The following is a 24,025-nucleotide window of genomic DNA, read 5'->3' as shown; positions in this document are numbered from 1 at the left end:
GTCACATTATCATTACCAATTCTAACTTTATTAGATTGATCAACCACAGCACCATTTCCCAAAGCAGTTGAATTTGTTATATTGCCATTAGAAACATCCGCCTGATGGCCAAGAGCCGTATTGTTGCTGCCGCTTACATTACTATATAAAGCAAAATTTCCGACAGCAACATTATTATTTCCTGATGCATTAATCCTTGAGGCCTCCAGACCAATTGCAATATTGCCCGCGCCTGAAATATTGTCTCTGGAGGATTCCATACCAATGGCTATATTTTGATCTCCACTAGTATTAGAATATAATGTAGCAAAGCCTAAAGCCACATTATTATTTCCTGTTGTATTGTTATATAATGTTTCTTTACCGATTGCGGTATTGACATTTCCAGATAAATTATGAAAAAGAGAATTGATTCCGTAGGCTGAATTACTAGAACCTGTTTCGTTAGAAAATAAAGAGAGATCTCCTCCTGTAGTATTTTCATTTCCTGTAGTATTATTACGCATTGAATTATTACCAAAAGCACTATTGTTTGCTCCTGTAGTATTCATGCGTAATGATTCTCTTCCCAGTGCGGTGTTTCCACTTCCGGTTGTCGAATTTCTTAGGGATTCTCTACCCATTGCTGTATTTGAATATCCCAATGTATTAGCATATAAGGACTGATAGCCCACTGCTGTATTAGAATCTTCAATATTACTTCTTAATGCCTGAAAGCCTACAGCAACATTCTCTCCGTATTCTGTATTTAAATACATGGCCTCATAACCTATAGCTACATTGCCAGATGATGTCGTATTCTCATGCAGAGCACTCGATCCCACAGCAATATTTTCAACGCCGGTGCTGTTTTTATACAGCGCATTAGATCCAATGGCAACATTGTGGTAACCTGTTGTGTTGGTATAAAATGCATTATCTCCTATACCTACATTAAAATTTTCAGTATTACTGTTTCCTGCCTGATAGCCAAAAAAAGTATGTGTGGTATTTACTCTTCCGGCTTTTTGATTATTTATTCTGAAATTTAAAGGAACATTATCAGTAGTACCTATAAAATTAGTCCCATCAATCGTTGCACTATTGCCGTTTAGTGACCAAGATAACGCTGAGGAGTCAAGTCCAATCCATCTAAGTTGTGGAAAACTCCAATAATAAAAACCTGGAGGATTTACTCCAAATGGTGACCCGGCTCCTGTATCCAAATTTAAATATACTAAAATGCTATTTTGGCCTGCTCCAGGATTGATTGTGGGAAACGCATCTATTCTTGGAATTAATAATCCATCATTGTTTGCCGGAGTAACACTACTAGAAGCCGTAATGTCAAGTGTACCTTGCGGATTTGCAGTATTAATACCTATTTGAGAATACAGGATTGTAGATACACTAAAGCAAAATAAAAATAAAAATTTCTTCATAATAACTATTTTAGGATTACATATAATTTTAATTCAAAAATAGTTAAATTCTTATAAATAATATGTTAAATTGAAAAGTATTATTTTGTAAATGATTTAAAATTAATTATTTATCTAATTTCTTGCCTCAGTGATTGTTGTCAGTAGTTCCATAAAAAGTATTAATTATCATAGACTATCAAGCATATCGGTACCATTCTATATCTGACCATTTGTTCTACATTGTAAAAGTAATCTCTTTATGATTGGATAGTATTTATTCGTTTCAAATCATCATGAAAATGGTTCGAGAATTGTCCCGTTAGGGTCAATGTTGTACAAATACATCCTTAAGTATCGCTCTAATTTTTTCATAGCACGTCCACATGGATGTACTAACAAAAAATGGAGAAAAAGTTAAGGGTTTATTTTCATACCCTTAACTTTTTTAAATCCTTCTTTGGATTCTTCTTTTCTTCTTTTGTTTAAACTGTTTTGCTACATAATCAGAAGAATATTCAGCACGTGTAATTAGATCCAACAGTTTGACCAAATTTGGGATAGTAATTGTATTTTTTTGATATTGGAGGTCATCAATCAACAATTCTTTAGAAGGAAGTTTTTCATAAATCTGATTTCCTTTTTGTTCACCAGCAATCTTCATTCCGCATCGCTCTTCTATAGCTTTGGCGCTGTACTCTTTCCCAAGCTACTGCCATTAAAAACGTTTTTTGTAGTATGGTCAATATAGGTAATACCATAAAGCTGACCTTCCGTACTTCGTCTAAAAACAGTATGGATTCCTTCTCTTTCCAATAGTTTTGCAAGTTTGCTTACAGGCATTGCCTGTTCTTGTAATAATGCCATATTAACAGCATTTTTCACACGCAATTTGTCGGATAAGTTTCTGGTTTCATTAACATTAAATTTTTCTTCTAAAAATTTCAAAGTCGGTTTATTATAAAAACTACTCGCTTTTATTGGAACACCAATTGGTTTGCCTTGTTTATCTAATATGAGATATACCAATCCTTTTGTTAAAAATATTCTGGAATTATCATTACCACGGTCAGCTAAAACATTGTATTGTTTTAGAGCTGCATTAAGTTCAGCCAGACTTGAATATTTATAATGGTTCAGAACAGTATTCAGAATATTAAAAATAGCTTTTTTTGATTCAATCCTTCCGTATTGAACCCTTTCCATTGAAATTGGCTCTAAAGTAAATACTTCTTTCTTTTTTGTCCTTCTGCTTTAACGAGTCCAAAGCGTTCTTCAATCTCCTTTCTTGCAGGTTCTGATTTTCTGATTCCTAAATGATGCAGATCAATACGTTTGCCATCTTTTTGGATATTTACGGAAACCACGTGCAAATGTGCATGTCCTGCAATAAAAAGTAAAGGCAGATATGGACAACTTTTGAAAAAATCGGAACTAAAAAACCTTTCAATAAATTCAATTCCGACATTAGAGGAGGTATTGCCCAAGTTTCAGTATTTTCTCAACAAAACTTTCTTCTAAAAAAAGAGGATTTTGAATGTGACAACTATAAAATAATTAAGCATATAAAAAATAAAAGCTGGTGTCTTTATTTGTATTTATGTGTAGAAAAAGGGCCCGATGCCTTTATGAAAATCCGAGTAAATACAAGGGAAATAATATGTTATTTAAGAAAGGATCACGTGTTGGGTCGCTTAACTTCAGCGCATTAAATTATTACAATGTAAAATTAATAGAGCTTTATAAAGAAAAGTAACTAAATAGAATGGGATACAAATCTCTTATTTAAGAACTCGCACCAGTGGTGCGAGTTCTTAAATAGTTCTTCCATAAACTTATTGAAGTTTTTTAACTCTTTACTATAGCTACAATTTAGGTTATGATGTAATGTATGCTCAATATTTTTTTACTCATTGTTATAAAAGATTCTATCAGCTCTCCAAATCTCTTATAATGTGAAAATAACAGATTAAAAATCTTTTTTAAATTGCATCCATCAAAAAAATGGATTGATCCAATGATTTTGATTTAAGTTTAATTTTTGTATAGATAACTTTTAAATTGTAATTTAGTAAATTGTAAACAACTACATATCAGATATGTATAACACATTAAATTAACTAATATTGATAAGCTAACTGCAATGTCTTAAAAATGAAAATCTGACATATACTCATTTAAAGGAATCGAAATCTAATTTAAATAGAAAAAGCAATGAAACTAAAAAACAAAACTCTTACCACTTTACTTGTCCTGATTGTAATAATTCTCAATCAGGATGTAGCAGCCTGTACAAGGGTGGTATACAAGGGGCTAAATGGAATGATTATTACAGCTAGATCTATGGACTGGAAAACTGATATCCCTGCAAATTTGTGGATTTTTCCTCGCGCAATGGATAGAAATGGAGAAGCAGGAGTCAATTCTGTAAAATGGAAATCCAAATATGGAAGTGTCATAACCAGCTCGTGGGATATTGCATCCTCTGACGGTATGAATGAAAAAGGACTAGTGAGTAATCTTTTATGGCTGGCGGAATCAAATTTTCCTAATTTCGAAAAAAATGGAAGTAAAAAAGGGCTCGCAGTTTCACTCTGGCTACAATATACCCTGGATAATTTCGCTACGGTAGCAGAAGCAGTGGAGGCATTTTCAGAGAATGATTTTGTGGTTGTTTCCTCTCACATTCCTGGAACGGATATTTTTGCTACTGTTCATTTGTCGGTTTCTGATCCCACTGGAGACAATGCTATTTTTGAATATATCAACGGAAAACTGGTCATACATCATGATCCTAAATTCACTGTAATGACCAACTCGCCGATTTTTGAAGAACAATTGGCAATAAACAGCTACTGGAAAGGAATTCCGGGAACCATTATGCTACCCGGAACAAACAGAGCAGCAGACAGATTTACAAGGGCATCCTATTATATTGACGCTATCCCAAAAACGGATAATACAAGAGTGGCAATTGCCAGCGTGTTTGGAGTGATAAGAAATTGCTCTGTGCCACTGGGTATTTCTTCGCCAACTGAACCTAATATTTCTTCTACCAGATGGAGAACTGTGGCAGACCAAAAAAATCTTATCTATTATTTTGACAATGTATTGAATCCAAACGTCATATGGGTCGAATTTAGTAAAATTGACTTTAGTGAAAAAGCTAAAGTTAGAAAGCTGAGTTTGGAAAATAATGAAAATTATTCGGGAGAGTCCCTAATGAATTTTAAAGCAAGCCAGTCTTTTAAGTTTGCGGGTCTTGACTAACAATAAAAACGCACTATAATGATAAACCTTCAAGTACTATTATTTTGGAGCTTTATCATTTTTTTATTGCTTTTTTTACACCATATTGAGTGTTTAAAAAATTCGATAGTTTTGCTAAGAATTTTAAATGGTAGCTTTGAACTGTTTTAAAGGCAGGGTTACAATAAACTCAGCTCCATTGTCTTTCTCTCCGATGGCTCTAATATCTCCATTATGTCTTTTCACGATTTTTCGGCAAAGTGCTAGACCAAGTCCATTTCCTTCGTACTGGTCTTTGGAATGCAGTCTTTCAAAGGCAGTAAAAATTCTTTCATAGTGACTCGAATCCAATCCAATACCATTGTCCTTGATACTTATTTGCAATAAGTCTTTACCCTCACTATTTATAATAGCAGATGATATTATGACACGAGGGGGCTGATCAGCTTTTGAAAACTTTAATGCATTATGAATTAAATTATAAAAAAGCTGCTGAATCAGGATAGGGGCTCCTTCTATAGCAGGGAGTTCGCTTGTAATTAGTATGGCATCTTTCTCTTTTATAATGAGCTCCAGATCTATTTTTATATTTTCAATTATCGCATCGAGATTTATATTCTCAACAGTCTGGATTGTTTTATTAATGGTCGAGTAAGACAAAATGCCTTCAATAATAGTCTGCATGCGCTCGGCAGAATGATGCACTTTGTCAAGATATTTTTTTGAGCTTTCCGAAAAATTAGTTTCAATATCATTTCTTAAAAGGTTATTGAAAATTTTCATTTTCCTTACTGGTTCTTTCAGATCATGGCTTACCACATTAGCAAAATGCAGCAGATCGTCATTTGATCTGCGCAGCTCCTCGGTATTCTCGTCCACTTGTTTTTTTAGTTCATCTGAGAATTCTCTTTGGTCATCAATACATTGCACAATTCCAATAATAGTGGCGGGATTACCTTTTTCGTCCTTGATAATTTTACCACTTATTTTAACCCATCGAACAGAATTGTCAACCTTTATAATTCTGGCCTCATAAGAAATTTTTCCTGTAATTAAAGCCTCTTCATGAGCTTTTTTACGCACTATCTGGTCCTGAGGATGCAGTTTTGAGATGAGCTGTTCATTAACTATTTCCCCCTCAACAGACCAGATTTCATTGAAATTCCCTGATGTCTTGATTTTCTTTGTCTGAAGGTCTATCTCATATGTTCCCATACCTGAGGAGTCAAGAGCCATTCTTAACCTTTCATCTGAACTTCTTATCTGCTGTTGTGCAAGATTAAGATCTGTTACATCAGTAGCCGTATTCATTACCCCATAGATTTTTCCATTGGAATCATATAACGGTGTAAAGCTATAATTAAAATAATGGATTTTTAAAACATCATTGATCACCAAATCAACCCTTGCATTCTTCGCATGGAAAGCAAAGCCTGTTTTTAGTACACTCATTACCTGATCAAATATTTGCTGGTTTTCCAGTTCAGGCAGAATCTCTTTGTAACTTTTGCCGATAATGCCATCTCCTTTGCCCCAGGTTTTAATCATAGCGGGATTGGCTATTTCAATTTTTAATTCATCGGTAACATAAACTGCTATGGGCAATGGTGCAGTTTCCACTATATCTTTCAAAAGAATTAAGTTGTCGTACATAAGGCCGTAGATTATATTTTCGCGAAGCTAAGAATGTTTTAACTTTAATTATTATACTAATCTGTAAATTTATTTCAAAATTACAATGAGGTAAATTACAATTTTAAACCAATATTAATTACCTGCAAGCTAATCACAAACAAGGAGTCTGATTATTTACTCGTTTTATTTATTATTTCTGCATTTATCGCTGCAATATTTTACTTCGTCCCAAACCTTTTCCCATTTTTTTCTCCATGCAAATGGTCTTTGGCAGGCAACACAAATTTTAGTGGGCAGGTTTTGTTTCTTAACTCCTCGCATTTTTTTGTTTATTTCTAAAACTCCATACAATATCACTCGCATATTTTCGAGTTTCTTCTATGTCAACTATAGGCTCTGGATAATCTGTACCTATCTCGCATTTGTAAAATTGCTGCTCAATACCATTTAATTTCCAAGGTTCATGAATTAATTGTGATGGGATTTCACTTAATTCGGGCAGCCATTTTTTTATGAAAATGCCTTCTGAATCGTGTTCCTGTGAATTTTTAATGGGATTATAAATTCTAATGGTATTGCCTGTTGTTGTGCCCGCCTGCATCTGAATCTGCGGATAATGAATTCCGGGTTCGTAATCTAAAAACTGCCTTGCCAGAAAATGCAGTTCACGCCAGTCCTGCCAGAGATTAAAGGTAAAAAAGGAAACTATCATCGCCCGCATTCTAAAATTGATATACCCTGTTTGAACTAAACATCTCATACAGGCATCAATTATAGGAATTCCGGTTTTACCTTCCTGCCAAGCTTTTATATAAGTTTCGTTTTTGGGTTTTACCAGGGAATCGTAATCTTTGTTTATGTTTTTAAATTCAATTTGACAGTCATTTTCAAATTTTTGCATAAAATGGCAATGCCAGTGCAGTCTCGAAACAAAATTAAGCATGGCTCTTTTGTTGGGCGATGCTTCATAAAACTGATTGGTATATTGATACACCATTCGCATACTGATGTTTCCGTAAGTTAAATAGGGAGATAAACGACTGCAGCCTTTTCTACTTAGATCAGGTTTGGAAATATGTTTGCTGTAATTGACATGTCTCTCTTTTGCAAAACTCTCTAAGTACCGCCAGGCCCAATATTCTCCACCTTGTTGAAAGTTTTCATTTCGGTTTGTAATTTCACTAGAAAGTGCTTTTCCTTTTAGTTTTTGATAAAAATCAGGATCTAAATTTTCAAATTTAAAAGTATTCAGTTCAATCATTTTAGGAGCTGCGCGCATTGTTTTTTCCCAGCGCTTATCCCAGTCCTCTCTTGATCGCAGCTTTCTGATTACACCGTGCAGTTGCGATTGTTTCCAAAGAATCTTATGAGCATCAAAAAAAGACTGAATGGCAATATCCTTGTCAAAAGTGACTTTATTGCCAATTTCCTGATGTGAAAACACGGTTTGAATATCATAAAGATTGTATAACTGCTCAAAAACAGTCTGAACTTCGTTATGAAAATAATAAATCTGCGCGTCAATTGACTTTAATTTAGACTGCATTTCCTTTAAGGATTCATAAACAAACCGCCAATGACGTACATCAGAATCATCGTAAGCCATTATTGAAGGTTCAAAAAAATAAACCAAAAGAAGAGGAATGTTTTCCTGCTGCGCCATAAAAAGAGGTTCGTGATCTGTAAAACGCAGATCACGTTTGAACCATATAATATTTATCTCTTTTTTACTCAACTTTTAAATAATGATGTAATTTCCTTATCGGGTTTTGCATAACTTAACCTATCTAATTGTACCGTTTTATGATAGCTGTCCAGACCGGAACAAGTGACGGTATTGGCTTTTTCTAAATTGACAAAACCATTTTCAGACAAGCAATCTTCGGGAATAAAAATCTGGACTATTTCCCCGATGATCATAGTGGTATTATTGATTGAAATGTCTATTTTTTCTTTAAATTCAATAGCTAACTGTATGTTGCTTTCGAGTACAAAAGGAGCTGGAAAGTTATTTTTATATTCTGCACTGAGTCCTGCAGCATCAAATTCTGAAATTTCTTTATTGTATCTCGCCGATGTCTGATGTGCTTGTTTATAAATCTTTTCGTTGATATGATTAATGGTATAAAATCCTGTATCTAAAATATTTCTCATAGTATCACGCTCGGGCGGACTTGGGCGAAAAATCATGCCTATTAATGGCGGATTGGCGCCAATATGAAAAAAGGAACTAAATATGGATAAATTAGTGTTTCCCTCATTATCAGAAGTTCCTGCCAATGCTACACTTTTAAAACCGCCTAAACTATTGATTAAATGCACGGCAGTTTGTTTGTCCATTTTTTCCAGATCACTGGTTTTAAAATTTATTTTGTTTTTCATTAGTTTGAAATTTTATTAAAAAACAGCATTTGTCAAATCGATCAATATCCATTTTTTATCACTGTTAAGTCTCAAAGTACCTATATGTTCCTTGTTCCATTCTTTAGGTCCTATTAGCGAGAGAAAATCAAAACCATCTGCATCTTTGTATAAATGATATATTTCACCCACAATAGGTTCAAAAGAAAATCTGGCATTATATACGCGTTCATTCCACTGAAATTCCTTGATTAAATTCTGGTATTGCATTTTTAGTACAAAGAATTTGCTTTCAAATTCTTTGTTTACCTTATTGATGCCCATGTTTTTCCAGCCTGTTAAATCATCAGCTTTTATTACCGGTGCGCCCACACTTGTAGCATACGGCAAAAGGCTTGCATTATAGCCATGCTCATCAGAAAAAACTACATTATCGGGTTTATCTTTTTTCATCATCTGTCAACATATATTAACGCTTAGAGATTTTATTATTTGAAATTGCTCTTTGCCTGTTACATTTAAACCTGTCAATTCCTTCGGTTCTCTTTGCAGCGTGTTTTGTTTTACAATTTTCAACCCTTTCACGCCATAACTTGTAACTGCTGAATTTTAATTCTTTCTTCATCAAAGCTTTTACGTCAGCTTCAGATAGACCAAATTGAAATTTTACAGCATCAAAAGGAGTTCGATCTTCCCATGCCATTTCTATAATTCTGTCGATCTGGAGTTCGTTCAATACAGTATTATTGATCTTTGCAATAATTGATTTCATTATTTATTTTGTTTAACAATTTTTAAATACCATTAAACAAAAATAATCTTTTTTATATTTGTTAGAAGCGTAAAATTGAAATACATCTCATTTTAATTTGCCGGATATAATTTTAGAAAATAGAAATAGATCTTGTTTTTTTAAATTTTGACAGAAGAAATGATTGAACTTAAGGAAAACACATACTAAATTTATGTTCTTATATGCATGCTTTGGAAAAATGCTGAAATTGGCTATGTCTTTCTAATATATTTTGCTATTAGGTATTCTTACAAAAGCTTAAAGCGAATTAAGAAAATTTATTTTTAGGATTATAAATCAAAAAACAATAAGTAATTTTAAAGTCAATACAAGTATTTAAAAATTGAATTAATTTTATGTATACAACTTTTAATATTTTCGAGAAGATTCTTAGTATTCTGGCTCAAAATCCTCAAAGGGATTATACTTTAGAAGATTTAACTAATTTGTTTACACCTTATTTTACTGAATTATTACAAGAGGATTTATCTATGGAAATTATCAATCAGGCAAAAGTTTTAGAGGCATTAATAGTACTGGATTGTAAAGGATTAATTATTTTGGATTCAGATTCAGATAAAAGCATTATCAGCATGAAGGGGCTTATAAATATAACGTCCACAAGTTTTCTAAATTGATTTTAAGCCTTTTTGACTTTCTTTGGCAAAAAGTTGTAATTGTATAAACACTACTTTTTGAGGTGGTCACTTTGAACCGGAATCAATTGATCTCTTTTACAAGAATAGGGTGCTCACTTTGAACCGGAATCAATTGCTCTCTTTTACCGGAATGGGGTGCTCACTTTTACCAGAATTTGCAATTAATTCGGGTAATTTAATGATTTGAATAACAAAAAATACTCTTTTTACAACAAAACATTAAAATTTATTTTTGAACTTGAAAGGAAACTTAATAGAAATGTAATTGTTACTCTAATTTTGTGTGCAAATACATTAGAGAGTAATAATTATTGTTGCAAAAGATTCTAATCTTTAATAAGTTTTTATAAAAAAATGATCAAAATGAGGAATCCCGTAAAGTTTTAAAATTACAATTAGGTAGATTTGGCACGAATTCACTTATATCTAATGCTATGAAAAACCTTTATCTATGTTACGTCTTTTTTATTTTGAAAAGTTTTCATTTAAACCAGATTTCACGGTATATTTTAACCGATAGTATTTAGACTGTAATGATTACCATTTTGCAATTTAAATTGAGTATTATGATTAGGAATTCATTCTGTTGTAAATGATTGTTAATTACGTTTTCGCTGTTGTTAGGTTTTATGAATAGAAGATAAATTAAATAGTCATTCTATTTTGATAAATTATGGTTATTTCAATTGAGTTTTGCAATGTTGTTTAGTACTAACGTTTTGCTGCTTTTTTCTAAGATCTACATTAAATTAACAATGTCAGAAGTTTGATCTTTTCTTGTTAATTTTTTTTTGGTATTTTGATGAAAAGTACTAAAAAAAGTTATCTTTGAGATTTTTATAAATAAGGATATTACTATAAAATAAGCCCCTTTTTTTGTGTGATAAATAATGCTAATGTATAAGTCATTGTATTTGTTTGATATATAATTAGTTGTTAAATGGTTAAGTTGAGTAGAGAAAAATATCTGCTAAAAAAAATATAATTACCATCCTTAACTTTTAGGACATATTTAATGTAAGAAAGTTATAAAAAATCTAGTTTTAAATATTTCAGATAATGCTGAAAAAAAATAAAAAATAAGAAAGAATTTAGCTTGGAAATTAGTTAATCCATTTAATTTATTTCTGAAATTAATATATTGATACTAGAATAGATTTTTTATGAAAGCAGTTGTTTTTGAAGGACAAGGATCCCAGAGAGTAGGAATGGGTAAGGAGTTGTTTAATATGTATCCTGAAATAGTACAACAAGCCTCCAATATTGTTGGTTTTGATCTGGTTGATTTATGTTTGCGCAACCCTGATAAAAAACTTAAAAATACTGAATATACTCAGCCAGCTATTTTTGTTGTTAATCATTTACAGTATCTCAAAGAATCTGAAGAAGGCTTGATAGCCGATTTCGCATTAGGTCATAGTTTAGGGGAATACAATGCTTTGGTTTTGGGAAAGGTTCTCGATTTTGAAACTGCTTTGCATTTAGTTAAACTAAGAGGGAAGTTGATGGGAAAAGCAGAAAATGGTGGAATGGCTGCGGTAATAGGGATTGAATCTCACGAAATTCACTCAGCAATTGTGCGTGCTTCCATGGAGAATGAAGTGTTTATCGCCAACTATAATTCGAAATTTCAAACTGTGATTTCCGGAATAGATGAGAGTATTAGAAGTCTAGAGGAAGAAATCAAGAAAATTGGTGTAAAACTATTTGTACCCCTTAATGTTAGCGGTGCTTTTCATACGCCATTTATGGAACATGCCAAAATAGAATTTAGTTCTGAATTAGAAAATATTCACGTATCTAATCCTGAAGTACAGGTCATTTCAAATGTAACCGCTAGACCTTATGAATCAGATTCGTTAAAAGAGCTTATTGTGAGTCAAATTGTGAGCTCTGTTAAATGGAGACATAGCATAGAATACTTGTTGGAAAATGGTGTTTCAGATTTTAAGGAGATTGGTCCATCTGGAGCACTTACCAAGATGATTGTTAATATTAAGCAGGATTACAAGCCTTTGATTGAGAATCAGATGCAAAAAATAGTTGCTGCTAAAAAACCAGAAGTGAAGAGATTTACTTTAGGAAACCCAGCTTTTCAGAAAGAATACAATACAGTATCAACCTATGTTGCTGGATCCATGTATAAAGGAATTTCTTCAAAGGAATTGGTGATTAAGATGGCCAAAGCAGGACACTTAAGTTTCTTAGGTACTGGAGGTATGACCATTTCTGAAATTGAGAGTGACATTAAAACTATACAGGACGCTATTGGAATTCATGATCGGCCATATGGAATGAATTTGATGTGCAATTTGATGAAGCCTCAATTTGAGATTGAAACTATTCAATTGTATTTAAGAAAGGGAATTACAATAATTGAAGCATCAGCATTCTTTAAAGTCACGAAAAGCCTTGTTTTATTTCGATTAAAAGGGATTCATCTTGATTCAAGACAAAAAATTGTAGCTCCAAATCGGATTATTGCAAAAATTTCTAGACCGGAAGTAGCAGAAGCTTTTTTATCGGTACCTCCTCAAAAAATAGTAGAGGAATTATTTAGTGAAGGACTTTTATCACTCAATGAAAAATTATTGAGTGATAGGTTGATTATGGTTACAGATATATGCGTTGAAGCTGATTCTGGTGGACATACAGATCAAGCAAACCCATTTACAGTAATTACTTCTATCAGTGCCTTAAGACAACGATTGTCGCAAAACCCACTAATTAGTGAAGTACGGATAGGTTCTGCTGGAGGAATAGGTACACCTCAAGCAATGGCAGCTGCTTATATGTTAGGGGCGGATTTTGTACTAACCGGATCTATTAACCAAGCAACTGTTGAAGCAGGAACAAGTGATATGGTTAAAGAAATGTTGGCCAATATCGATGTGTATGATACAGCATATGCTCCAGCTGGTGACATGTTTGAAATTGGTGCAAGGGTTCAAGTGTTAAAAAGAGGTGTTTTTTTCCATGTTAGAGCTAACAAATTGTACGAACTTTATAAGAATCATAGCTCGCTTGAAGAAATAGATCCTGATGTGCTTTCGATGATAGAGAAAAAGTATTTTAAGAGATCGATCGAAGAAATTTGGAAAGAAACTACAACTTACTTTGCTAAGTCAAATCCATCAGAAATTGAAAAAGCTAACCGTGTTCCCAAACATAAAATGGGACTTATTTTTCGATGGTATTTTGTTCACACTGGTCGCTTGGCCTTAAGTGGAGATTCAAGCCAAAAAGTTGATTTTCAAGTACATTGTGGTCCTGCAATGGGAGCATTTAATCAATGGGTAAAAGGTTCTAAATTAGAAGATTGGCGAAATAGAAAAGTAGATGAAGTAGCAAATATTTTAATTAACGAAACTCATTTGTATCTGGAAGAAAGATTTGATACTATGTTGAGTCCTAAACAATTTTTATAAATCCCTTTAGAATGACCAAAAAAAACGACCAAAGAGATATTGCTGTTATTGGAATGTCGTGCAGACTTCCAGGAGCGTCTAGTTATCAAGAATTCTGGCAAAATTTAATTGATAAAAAGCAACACACAGGAGGCATTCCTTCAGATCGTGAATTTGATACCATATATAACAAAGAGGAACTAAAAGGTGTTTCTTTGGATTCTTTGAAATGGGGTGGCTTTGTTGATGATATTCATCGATTTGATACTAACTTATTTGATATATCAGTAAATGAGGCCAGTCAAATGGATCCCATGCAAAAGTCATTACTGGAAGCGACATACTCATGTTTCGAAGATGCAGGCTATGCACCCGATCAAATCAAAGGGAGCTCTACGGGGGTGTTTCTCGGAATAACAAATTTAGACTTTAAGGAAGTTAAAGAAAATAATAAGATAAAAAATAATGTATTTACATCTCTAGGAAGTGCTATGTGTTTTTTACCAGGGAGACTGTCATATGAATTTGGTTTTAAGGGACCAAGTTTGGCTTTAGATACAGCCTGTTCTAGTTCTGGTGTTGCCATTCATTATGCCATTCAGGCTTTACTAAATGAGGAATGTAGTAGTGCTATTTGCGGTGGAGCAAATTATATAGGAACACCAACTCGTCATATTGAAAGTACTCGATTAGGACTGCTATCTAAAAAGGGAAAATGTGCGTCATTTGACCAGTCAGCAGATGGATATGTGAGAGCTGAAGGCGTTGGTCTTATTCTACTAAAAAAATTATCAAATGCAATTGAGGATAACGATCATATTTATGGCGTTATCAAGGGATCTGGAGTAAATCATAGTGGAAAGGGTAAGAGTATTATAGCTCCAAATATTTTTGCGCAGTCTCAATTAATGAAAGAAACTCTTGAGCGGAGTGGCGTAGAACCGGAAACTGTAGGGTATGTGGAAGCACAAGCAATTGGGAATCCTGATACCGATACAATGGAATTTATGGCGCTTAAACGTACTTTCGATACTAAAAAGGCAGCTTTAGTAAAAGAAAACTCCTGCTTTGTAGGGACTTATAAACCAAATACCGGTCATGTTGAAGCGTTCTCAGGTACAATTTCAATTATTAAGTCAATGCTAAGTTTTAAACATGAAATTTTGCCTCCTGTTGCTGGATTGAAAATACTTAATTCAAAAATAGAAAGGGCCTCAAACTATATGAAAGTTGTTAAAGAGGCTACCGCATTTCGAAAAACAGGAAAACAAGAATTGCCTAGAAGAATTGCAATTAATAATTTTGGTTTAAGCAATACTAATTGTTGTTTTGTTTTGGAAGAGTTTGATCAAACGTTGCAGTTAAAACTTCAATCTGAAGAATCAAATAAGTCATACCCATTTTTAATTTCAGCTCAATCAATTGATTCTCTTTTTCAGCAATGTAAAGCACTACTTATATCACTTAATAAGGAAAAGGCAGATCTTGATTTAATTAATTGGGCAGGAACCTTAATGTTTGGAAGAGATCATCAGAAGTATCGCTTAGGGATTGTTGCTAGTACTATAGCAGAATTAAAATTAGGAATTGAAAGCTACATTAGCAATACTAGTGCGGATCTGTTTTTTAGTGGCGAAGTTTGTAATAGTTTGGAGAGCAAAGATGAAAATGAGATAGCGGAACAGATAAATTCTAAATTCATGACTGCAGATTATTCTTGGTTATTGAACAAATGGGTAAATGGAGGTTTAGTTGATTGGACAAAAATATTGCAAAAGGGTCAATGGAAAAAGATTCCCTTGCCTGGTTACATTTTTCAGGGGAGTTCAATATTGTATCATGAACCCTCTAAACAAAAAGAATCCAAAGATGTTGAATTATTAAATGTTCAGTCAGATTTTGCAGAAACAATTCAAGTTTATACTTCTGTTTATAAGGAATCTAAAAATAAGACTGAAACTATCCTCTCTGGACCATTATATGTTTTTATAAATTCACAAGAACAAGAAGCGGAATATCGCTATAAACTAGGGACTAATTATTCCCCCGTATTTGTTACTGCAGGGACAGATTTTAGGATTTTGTCTTCGGATAAAATTGAATTAGATTTTAATAATCAGGAACATTATGTCAAACTTATAAGTAATATTGAAAGATATGATACTTTAAATTTTATTCTATGTCCTCAATATCCTAACGATTCTGTTAATCAGTTAGATTCTATAGAAAATTCAGGTATAGACCAAGTAATATTTCCCATATTCTGTCTTTGTAAAGAGTTGAGCAAACTCCGGAAAACAAGATCAGCAATTGTGATACCTTATACTGCGGAAGAGGATAATTTTGTTTATATGGAAGCATTAAGTGGTTTTTCGAGAGCACTGAGCCATGAAACTTCTTCTTTGAGAATTCAGCCCTTAAGGTTAAGTACATCTAAGTATAAAATATCAATAATTACTTCCGTTTTAGCAAATTTATTTAATGATGATAACTTTATTAGTGGAGGTGCCTTTTTTCAAGAAGCATACAATAATAAGAAACTTCGAGCAGTTCAGATACCATCTATATCTTCTGCAAATTGGTTAAAAAAGAATGGAACTTATCTGATTGCTGGAGGGTTTGGAGAAATATCTCAAATGTTGATAGAGTATATTCTTAAAAACGAAGAAGTGAATATTATTCTTGTTGGTCGATCAATATTGGGGGACGAGCAAAAAGCTAAGATAAACCGCTTGAGAACTACTTACCTGCAAAAGATAGAATATTTTTCTGTGGATATTACAGTTCGGGATAATGTAGAACTATTGGCTGTTCTTTTAAAGTCTGAGTATGGTCATATTAATGGTGTTTTTAATACAGCTGGTATATGTGAAGATAAACTTATTTCACATAAATCTTGGGAAGATTTCAAAAAAGTATTGTCGCCAAAAATTGAAGGCACCAATAATTTATGGGTACTATTATCACCAATCACAACTGATTTTTTTACTTTGTTTTCTTCTATCTCTTCAGTACTTGGAAATATAGGGCAAACTGACTATTCTTTGGCAAATGCATATCAAAATGCTTTTGCGAAATTACAATCAGAAAATCCAGCTAATACATTAAAAGTTAACTCAATTTGTTGGCCATACTGGGAGAAAGGAGGAATGCAAGTAAGTGAAAGCGTGTTGCATTACATGAAGAAAGAGTTCAATTTCATTCCTTTGGGAAAAGAGAAAGCATTTACTTTTTTAAATGCAGCCATGTTATCGGATTTAAACGAAATTGTTTTTTTTGAGGGAGACAAAAATCTTATAGATGAAGTTCTTGTGCAAAAAGGGTATTGTGAACAAAAGGCTAGTAATGTAAGCGACGTTCGGAGTAATGTCGAGGTTCCAAATATTATAAAAAAGCTTAAGCAAATTTTTGCAGGCCTAATGGGAGTCAGTATTGATAGTTTGGACGAGCATGAATCTATTGAAAACTATGGAATTAATTCTATGTTAATGATGGGTTTGATGAATGAAATCGAAAGTGAATTCAACACCAGTGTTGATGTATCTATATTTACCAATTCATTATCGATTAGTGGTTTATCTGTTGAACTGATGAAAGATAGGCAATTAATGAAGGGAATTGAGTTAAGTAATCTCAGTTCGGACTCCTTAAAAATTAAAGACCAAAAAATATTAAAAGACTCTAATGATTCTAAGGAAGAGAGTCACTTAATCGCTGTTATTGGTATGGCGGGCCGATTTCCAAAGTCTGATAATGTTGACCAACTTTGGGAGAATTTATCACAAGGAAAGGATCTCACTGAATTATTACCGGAAGACAGAACATTGATTAACGAATACAGTAGTAGTTCAAAGGTTGGTATTCATAATCAGAAATATATAGGTGGATTTGTAAATAATGTCGCTGATTTTGATTCAGGTTTCTTCAATATAAATGATGAGGAGACTATGGTTATGGATTTTAATCAAAGAGTAATTTTGGAAGAAACTCAACATCTACTAGACAATAGTGGATATGATTCTTCTGAGATACGCGGAAAAAATGTAGGTGTTTTTATAGCAGGCGAAAAGACAGGATTTTCCAAAGAAAATATTGATGATTTTGATTCGAAGGAAGTCAAGCATTATGTAGTGGGGCAAATTTCAAATATGATTTCAGCCCGAATTTCTCATCAGTTCGATTTGAAAGGGCCATCTATCCTTATCAATACAGCGTGTTCAGGATCTTTGGTTGCAATTCATCAAGCATGTGATAGTATAAGGTCCGGAGATAGTGAAATGGCTATCGCAGGAGGTGTATTTGTTTCTTTGCATCCCAATATTCAACGTAGTTTTAAAGAGGCGGGAGTAATATCACCAAAAGGAAAAATGAGAGTCTTTGATCAAGATGCGGATGGAATTGTGTTAGGTGAAGCTGCAAGTTTAGTTTTACTTAAAAATTATAATCAAGCACTTAAAGACGGGGATAATATTTTAGGAATAATTCGTGGTTCGGCTGTGAATAATGATGGACATACAATGGGAGTGACCACACCGAATTTACAAGCTCAAAAAGATGTTATTCGGTCAGTAATTAATAAGTCTGGAGTTAACCCTGAAAATATTGGCTATTATGAAGCTCACGGAACCGGAACTTTGCTTGGAGATCCAATAGAAATAAAGGCAGCAACAGATGTTTTTCGTGAGTATACTAGCTCTTCGCAATATTGCGCAGTAGGATCTGTTAAATCGAATTTGGGACATAGCTTGTCCGCTTCGGGATTAACCGGTTTTGTAAAGGTTTTACAGATGTTGAGCCATAAGAAACTTATACCTACGATTAATTGTGATAACCCTCACGATCGATTCCGTTTTAAAGATTCTCCCTTTTATCCAAATACAGGTTTGAAAGATTGGGAAAGTAATGGAAATGCACGACTGGCAGCTATTTCTTCATTTGGCTTTGGGGGCACTAATGGGCATCTCATTGTTGAAGAGTTTATACCAACAATGGAATGGATTAAAAATAGAGTTCCAAAGCCTTTGACAATATTTTCTAGACGGCGATTTATACCTAAAGTAATGTCAACCGAGCAGAAAGTAAAAATAGTTTTAGAAGACCTTAACGAAAAAGTGATTACAGCTGAAGAAGCAAAGAGAAGAATATATGCTTATATCAAAGATTAATAAAATTATTGACCAAGTTGCGGCAAAAGAATTGGATTCGACAGAAGCTGCTGTACACATTTTTGATGCAATCAAATTTGATAAATTGAATCATAAATTATTCAAACATAATGAACCCTATCTAAAGGATCATACTGTTCGTGGCGATCAGGTTTTGATGGGGGTAACTTTCCTTAGTACATTTATAGATTATCTTATTTTGCATAATGTTAAGGATAAATGCCTCGAGATAAACGATGTGCTTTTTAAGCAACTGGTTAAATTCCATTATAAAGATGAGGTTAAACTGTCAGTTGACCAAAACTCCGATTTTTTACAGATTACTTTTGAGAGAAACAAGGATAATTATGCAACAGATTGTGCAGAAGGTTTCTTTTCAGTTAGAGACTCAAATCAAAAGGTTACCACAAGTGACTTCGATGATGTTAAATTTCAAGCAGCTGATAATCTTTATGAAGCCATAAAAAAAGCTGACATTATTCACGGCAAGTCGTTGCGAACTTTGACTAAAATAGCAATAAAGAAAGGGCGTGTATATGGACGTTTAGAGCTAGATCAAGTATTGCAAAGCGGAGTTCAGTATCACATTCATCCTGCTTTTTTCGATGGAGCATTGGTTGCCGCAACGGCTGTAGCAGATACTACGGAACTTGATGATCCTTTTGTTCCTTTTAGCGTAAAAAGAATGATGGTTGATTTGTCAATTGATATTAGTACTGTTGCTTATTGCATCTGTTCTCTGGTGAAAAAGAATTCTGAAATAATAATTTTTAATGTAGAACTGTATAATGATAGTTATGAACAGTTTGCTGTAATGAAAGAAGTTGTTTGTAAAAGAATTCATAAAAGCAAAATAACAGATTTATCTGATTCAATCAATAAAACTAGCATAAAATCAACGAGCAAAATAGAAATTATCAATACTGAATTGGATGATCTGGACCAAATGTTATTTTATATTGAGGGGCTTCTGAAGAGGACAAATGGTTCGGAGAAAATATTTTTAGACAAAAACTTCATTGATCAAGGTCTTGAATCCATGCAATTGATCAATCTAGTAGGAATTATAGAAAAAGACTTTAATATAAAATTATTTCCAACAATATTGTTTGAATATCCGGACCCTCAGTCATTTGCTGAATATTTAATCACAGAGTTTCAATCAGAATTTTATGAATCTGTTCATTATAATGGAAGTCATTCCATCGAGAGTGATAATAAAAAAGAAAACTCTTCAGAAGGTAATCAAACAATTGTAAAGAATAATGATGAACTAAGTAAATTAGAAATAAAAAATGATGATTCTGGAAGATTCGCCATTATTGGTATGTCAGGTCGGTTTCCTGGTGGAAATACTATTCCTGAATTTTGGGAAAGGATAAAAAATAATGAATCACTTATATCAGAAATTCCTGCAGATCGTTGGGATTGGAGAAAATATTATAATGAAGGGGCCCATATAGCAGAGCATACAGTTTGTAAATGGGGAGGATATATAGATAACGCAACTCATTTTGATAATGATTTTTTTTCCATTGGAGAAAATGAAGCTAAAATGATGGATCCGCAACTTAGGCAGTTGCTTGAAGTAGTACATGAATGTGCCGAAGATTCTGGGAAAATATTGCACTTAAAGGGGTCAAATACCGGAGTATTTACCGGAGTTTGTTTCCATGATTATTACGATGTAATGAATCGACAGCAGATACAAACTAATGAATATACTGGTACTGGAAATGCGGCAACGATTCTTTCGAACCAAATATCCAATTTCTTTGACCTAAAAGGACCTAGTTTAACTATAGATACTGCGTGTTCTTCTTCTTTAATTGGGCTGCATGTTGCTCTCCAGTCGATACAATCTGGTGATTGTGATATGGCTTTTGTAACTGGTGTGAATTTGCTTTTTAGTCCAGAGCATTACGTCTATTTTTCGTCCAAAGGTTTTTTATCGCCCACGGGGATTACGGATAGTTTTGGTAATAATTCAGATGGCTATGTACCAGCTGAAGCTGTTACAAGTATATTAATAAAGCCACTTGCAAAGGCGATTACAGATGGAGACAGGATATATGCTGAAATATGTGGTACAGCTGTAGCCCACACCGGAAAAACAAATAACGTTACTGCACCCAGTACACGTCAACAAGCATGGGTTATGGAGCAAGCTTGGCAAAAAGCAAGAATTTCTCCTTCAAATCTTGCATACATAGAAGGGCATGGGACGGGAACGAATTTAGGTGATGCAATAGAATTAGAGGCAATCAAAATGTGTACACAGACTTTAAATTCCAATTGTTATTTAGGATCAATTAAATCTAATATTGGGCACTCTGAAGGAGCATCAGGACTTGTAGGTATAATTAAAGTTGTCATGGCAATGAAAGACAAAGTTTTACCAAGCATGCCAACCTATAAAAAGTTAAATGAAATAGTGGATGAGGCTACCATAGCTGTGAAGGTAAATGTTGAAAATATCCCACTGTTTGATCGTATTGCAGATCAGAATTATGCAGGAGTGAGTTCCTTTGGTTTTGGTGGTTCGTATGCTCATGTGGTGTTAGCTCCTAATGAACAAAGCGAAAAATTACCATCTAGTCTTATAATAGATAGCAATTACTTAATTCCTGTTTCTGCGAAAACAAAATCAAGTTTAATTTTACAATTAAAAAAGCTTAAAATTTATCTGCTAGATAATTTAGACAGTGATTTAACTCTTCAAGATATCTCCTATACTTTGTTTTCTTGTAGAGAAACATATGAAGAAAAGGTTATGTTGGTTGCTGAAAGTTTACATGATTTAGTAGATCTTATTGACGGATTACTAAAAGAGGTATCTGCAGACAATAAAAATGTAATAAGATTGTGTGTAGGAGAAAAGCAAATAGATGAGAATTTGCTTAATGATGCTAATAGCTGGCTCACTAGCAATTATTTAAAAAGAACCTCATGGACTGAAAAATTCAAAATAAAAGGAAAGCAAGTTGATTTACCATTTTATTCATTTGACAGAAAGAACTTCTGGTTTGATGAAAAGACAATAAATCATCCAATGGAATTTTTAAGTAATCACGACAATAAAAAAATAAGTACAAAGGCTGATTTCTTGGAGAAACTTGACGTTAGTTCATTAAAAAAAGAGGTGAACAATATCATATCGGAAATTACAAAAATTGACGAAATATTTCTGGAAGAGGATATCGAATTGGCTGATTTTGCAATTGATTCATCTCAATTGTATGCTATAACAGATGAAATTTCAGAACGTTTAGGGATCTCTATAAATCCTACGCTTTTTTTCCAATTTAGAGTATATGGTGACTTATTAGCTCATCTGGTTACTTTACAGCCAAAGATTATCGACACTACGGAGGAAAACATCACGGTTGTAAAAGAGCAGAAGGCACCTATTAAGCAAAATCATACTAGTAATGATGATGATATGGCCATTATAGGAATGAACGGTATATTTCCTGGAGCCCATAATTTAAATGAATTTTGGAAGATACTGGTTGAAGGTCGGGATGTAATAAACAAAGCTTCGAGGCAGCGAATAGAGCAACTGCAAACATTATCTCAAGCCTGGAATGGAGGATTTATCGATGGTATAGATGAATTTGATTATGATTTCTTTAAAATTTCAAAGAGAGAAGCCTGTACAATGGATCCTCAACAGAGATTGTTTTTACAGTCTGCATGGAAAACGTTGGAAGACGCAGGGATAAATTTAATGGGCACAGAAGGGTGTAATATTGGTGTATTTGCAGGTGTCTCTACTTCGGATTATCTGTCTTTGTTGATTAAAGCAGAAATTGAAGCCGATCCTTCTATCTCAACAGGTAATGCTCATTGTTCGATTGCCAATCGGGTTTCTTATTTGCTCAATTTGAATGGACCAAGCGAAATAATTGATACTGCATGCTCTAGCTCTTTGGTGGCAATACATAGAGCAGTATTGTCTATTAAAAATAAAGATTGTGACATGGCTCTTGTAGGAGGTGTTAATTTGAATCTATCGGATAATCTATTTCATATATTTAGTAAAGCAGGAATGTTGTCTCCTACCGGAAAATGCAGACCTTTTTCAGAAGATGCAGACGGCTATATACGAGGAGAAGGAATTGGTACAATTTTAATAAAGCCATATAATAAGGCTATAGCTGATAAAGATCAAATTTATGGAATAATAAAAGCAGTTGGAGTAAATCATGGCGGTAAGGCAAATACTTACACTTCTCCCAATTCTAGTCGTCAGTCCGAACTTATTTGCAATACAATGAGTAGAGCAGGAATTGATATTAATACTATTCAATTGATTGAAGCTCATGCCACTGCGACAAAATTAGGTGATCCCGTAGAGGTAAATGGATTGAAAGAAGCCTATAAACAAAAAGAGATAGGAACTATTGAGAATAGTACAAAATGCTACTTGGGCTCTGTTAAAGGGAATATAGGACATTTAGAGTCTGCAGCAGGAATCGCAGGTTTAATGAAAGTTCTTCTTGCAATGAAATTCAAAATAATTCCTCCCAACTCTCATGCACAAAATTTAAATGGACTTTTACAATTGGAGAAAAGTAATTTTCTTGTAAATACCAATGTTATTAACTGGAATAAAAAAGAAAATATTCCTCGACGTGCTGCGGTTAGCTCATTTGGTTTCGGTGGAACAAATGCTCATCTTATAGTAGAAGAATATGAAGAATTAGCAGATGAAATTAAGCCATTACCAAAAGAAGGTATTTTGTTTGTACTTTCTGCGAAATCTGAGAAGACACTCCGAACTTATTGTCAAGATTATCTCAATTTTTTAAGTGAATTAATTAATGAGGGACAGCTAATTGATTTGAAGCAATTAGCTTATAACTTGCAATGCAGAAGAACTCACTTCAGTTATCGTTTAGTGATTATAGCGCATTGCATAGATGACATTTTATTAGGGTTACAAACAGGAATGGATTCAATTGTTAAAGATTCAATTGCAATTCATATGGGAGTTGTGCAAAGTAAGGCTTCTCTAAAAACTATTCCAACATTCCAGGAATTAAATTATTCCGAGTTAGGACAGGCTTGGGTTTTAGGCCAAGTTCATATTGATTGGAAGGAATTTAATGCGGGAGAAACCTTGCCAGTGATGCATCTCCCAACCTATCCATTCGCACGCACAACTGCCTGGTACACCGATTTGATGCCAGAAAGACAAAAAAACATTTACTCCACAACAGCTAATATTGAAAAAATAACAATGCCTGTAACTGTAGACGAAAGCGCCTTGAAGGGTTTTTTATTAACCCAGACAGATCGTAAAGGATTATTAGAGGGATTAGATTATGAAATTAGCTCATTTATAAATTGA

Annotated in this window: 14 protein-coding genes and 1 pseudogene; 5 read left to right on the top strand and 10 right to left on the bottom strand. The window is 33.6% G+C overall.

The window, feature by feature from the left end; all coding sequences use genetic code 11:
• The 4 genes and pseudogenes from B0A64_RS17090 to B0A64_RS25235 all read right to left on the bottom strand — a co-directional run.
• Positions 1–1,421 (bottom strand): annotated as a pseudogene (locus B0A64_RS17090) (hypothetical protein); the annotation flags it as partial.
• A 427-nt stretch (positions 1,422–1,848) separates the two neighbouring features.
• Entirely contained in the window at positions 1,849–2,064 is a 216-nt protein-coding gene (locus B0A64_RS17085; protein ID WP_089480715.1) for a hypothetical protein, read from the bottom strand.
• Positions 2,065–2,078: 14 nt separating this feature from the next.
• Entirely contained in the window at positions 2,079–2,606 is a 528-nt protein-coding gene (locus B0A64_RS17080) for a hypothetical protein (RefSeq protein ID WP_089480714.1), read from the bottom strand.
• Positions 2,607–2,617: 11 nt separating this feature from the next.
• A complete protein-coding gene (locus B0A64_RS25235) occupies positions 2,618–2,887 on the bottom strand; it encodes a relaxase/mobilization nuclease domain-containing protein (RefSeq protein WP_089480713.1) in 270 nt (89 codons plus the stop codon).
• Positions 2,888–3,614: 727 nt separating this feature from the next.
• Between B0A64_RS25235 and B0A64_RS17070 the strand changes: the two genes are divergently transcribed.
• A complete protein-coding gene (locus tag B0A64_RS17070) occupies positions 3,615–4,670 on the top strand; it encodes a linear amide C-N hydrolase (protein ID WP_089480712.1) in 1,056 nt (351 codons plus the stop codon).
• A gap of 123 nt (positions 4,671–4,793) precedes the next feature.
• Here B0A64_RS17070 and B0A64_RS17065 read toward each other — a convergent pair whose 3' ends face one another.
• From B0A64_RS17065 to B0A64_RS17040, 6 genes are all read right to left on the bottom strand, one after another.
• Positions 4,794–6,302 (bottom strand): PAS domain-containing sensor histidine kinase, encoded by a 1,509-nt coding sequence (locus B0A64_RS17065; protein ID WP_089480711.1) that lies wholly within the window; start codon positions 6,300–6,302, stop codon positions 4,794–4,796.
• 165 nt (positions 6,303–6,467) lie between these two features.
• A complete protein-coding gene (locus tag B0A64_RS17060; protein ID WP_089480710.1) occupies positions 6,468–6,605 on the bottom strand; it encodes a DUF2256 domain-containing protein in 138 nt (45 codons plus the stop codon).
• A complete protein-coding gene (locus tag B0A64_RS17055) occupies positions 6,592–8,019 on the bottom strand; it encodes a cryptochrome/deoxyribodipyrimidine photo-lyase family protein (RefSeq protein ID WP_089480709.1) in 1,428 nt (475 codons plus the stop codon). Before B0A64_RS17055 ends, B0A64_RS17060 begins: the two co-directional genes overlap by 14 nt.
• Entirely contained in the window at positions 8,016–8,666 is a 651-nt protein-coding gene (locus tag B0A64_RS17050; RefSeq protein WP_089480708.1) for a flavin reductase family protein, read from the bottom strand. Before B0A64_RS17050 ends, B0A64_RS17055 begins: the two co-directional genes overlap by 4 nt.
• A gap of 15 nt (positions 8,667–8,681) precedes the next feature.
• Positions 8,682–9,101, bottom strand: a complete 420-nt coding sequence (locus B0A64_RS17045; RefSeq protein WP_317045008.1) for a DUF2452 domain-containing protein — start codon at positions 9,099–9,101, stop codon at positions 8,682–8,684.
• Positions 9,102–9,114: 13 nt separating this feature from the next.
• The gene (locus B0A64_RS17040) at positions 9,115–9,417 is read right to left on the bottom strand and encodes a TIGR03643 family protein (RefSeq protein ID WP_089480706.1); all 303 of its coding nucleotides are present in this window, start codon (positions 9,415–9,417) and stop codon (positions 9,115–9,117) included.
• A 377-nt stretch (positions 9,418–9,794) separates the two neighbouring features.
• Between B0A64_RS17040 and B0A64_RS17035 the strand changes: the two genes are divergently transcribed.
• The 4 genes from B0A64_RS17035 to B0A64_RS17020 all read left to right on the top strand — a co-directional run bounded on the left by B0A64_RS17035 (position 9,795) and on the right by B0A64_RS17020 (position 24,025).
• Entirely contained in the window at positions 9,795–10,076 is a 282-nt protein-coding gene (locus tag B0A64_RS17035; protein ID WP_089480705.1) for a hypothetical protein, read from the top strand.
• A 1,184-nt stretch (positions 10,077–11,260) separates the two neighbouring features.
• Positions 11,261–13,525, top strand: coding sequence for an ACP S-malonyltransferase (gene fabD / locus B0A64_RS17030; protein WP_089480704.1), 2,265 nt, complete (start codon positions 11,261–11,263; stop codon positions 13,523–13,525).
• An 11-nt stretch (positions 13,526–13,536) separates the two neighbouring features.
• Positions 13,537–18,669 carry a beta-ketoacyl synthase N-terminal-like domain-containing protein gene (locus tag B0A64_RS17025; RefSeq protein WP_089480703.1) on the top strand — a complete coding sequence of 1,711 codons (5,133 nt, stop codon included), beginning with the start codon at positions 13,537–13,539 and terminating at the stop codon, positions 18,667–18,669.
• Positions 18,650–24,025 (top strand): beta-ketoacyl synthase N-terminal-like domain-containing protein, encoded by a 5,376-nt coding sequence (locus B0A64_RS17020; protein ID WP_089480702.1) that lies wholly within the window; start codon positions 18,650–18,652, stop codon positions 24,023–24,025. Before B0A64_RS17025 ends, B0A64_RS17020 begins: the two co-directional genes overlap by 20 nt.

Source organism: Flavobacterium araucananum (genome assembly GCF_002222055.1).
Taxonomy (GTDB): domain Bacteria; phylum Bacteroidota; class Bacteroidia; order Flavobacteriales; family Flavobacteriaceae; genus Flavobacterium; species Flavobacterium araucananum.
Note: the sequence above shows the minus strand (reverse complement) of the source record. Positions and strands in the feature narration are given on the sequence as shown.

Coding starts and splice junctions, on each gene's coding strand:
- B0A64_RS17085 (WP_089480715.1), bottom strand. CDS start 2,064: ATGAAGATTGCTGGTGAACAAAAAGGAAATCAGATTTATGAAAAACTT.
- B0A64_RS17080 (WP_089480714.1), bottom strand. CDS start 2,606: ATGGAAAGGGTTCAATACGGAAGGATTGAATCAAAAAAAGCTATTTTT.
- B0A64_RS17070 (WP_089480712.1), top strand. CDS start 3,615: ATGAAACTAAAAAACAAAACTCTTACCACTTTACTTGTCCTGATTGTA.
- B0A64_RS17065 (WP_089480711.1), bottom strand. CDS start 6,302: ATGTACGACAACTTAATTCTTTTGAAAGATATAGTGGAAACTGCACCA.
- B0A64_RS17060 (WP_089480710.1), bottom strand. CDS start 6,605: ATGCGAGGAGTTAAGAAACAAAACCTGCCCACTAAAATTTGTGTTGCC.
- B0A64_RS17050 (WP_089480708.1), bottom strand. CDS start 8,666: ATGAAAAACAAAATAAATTTTAAAACCAGTGATCTGGAAAAAATGGAC.
- B0A64_RS17045 (WP_317045008.1), bottom strand. CDS start 9,101: ATGATGAAAAAAGATAAACCCGATAATGTAGTTTTTTCTGATGAGCAT.
- B0A64_RS17040 (WP_089480706.1), bottom strand. CDS start 9,417: ATGAAATCAATTATTGCAAAGATCAATAATACTGTATTGAACGAACTC.
- B0A64_RS17035 (WP_089480705.1), top strand. CDS start 9,795: ATGTATACAACTTTTAATATTTTCGAGAAGATTCTTAGTATTCTGGCT.
- fabD (WP_089480704.1), top strand. CDS start 11,261: ATGAAAGCAGTTGTTTTTGAAGGACAAGGATCCCAGAGAGTAGGAATG.
- B0A64_RS17025 (WP_089480703.1), top strand. CDS start 13,537: ATGACCAAAAAAAACGACCAAAGAGATATTGCTGTTATTGGAATGTCG.
- B0A64_RS17020 (WP_089480702.1), top strand. CDS start 18,650: ATGCTTATATCAAAGATTAATAAAATTATTGACCAAGTTGCGGCAAAA.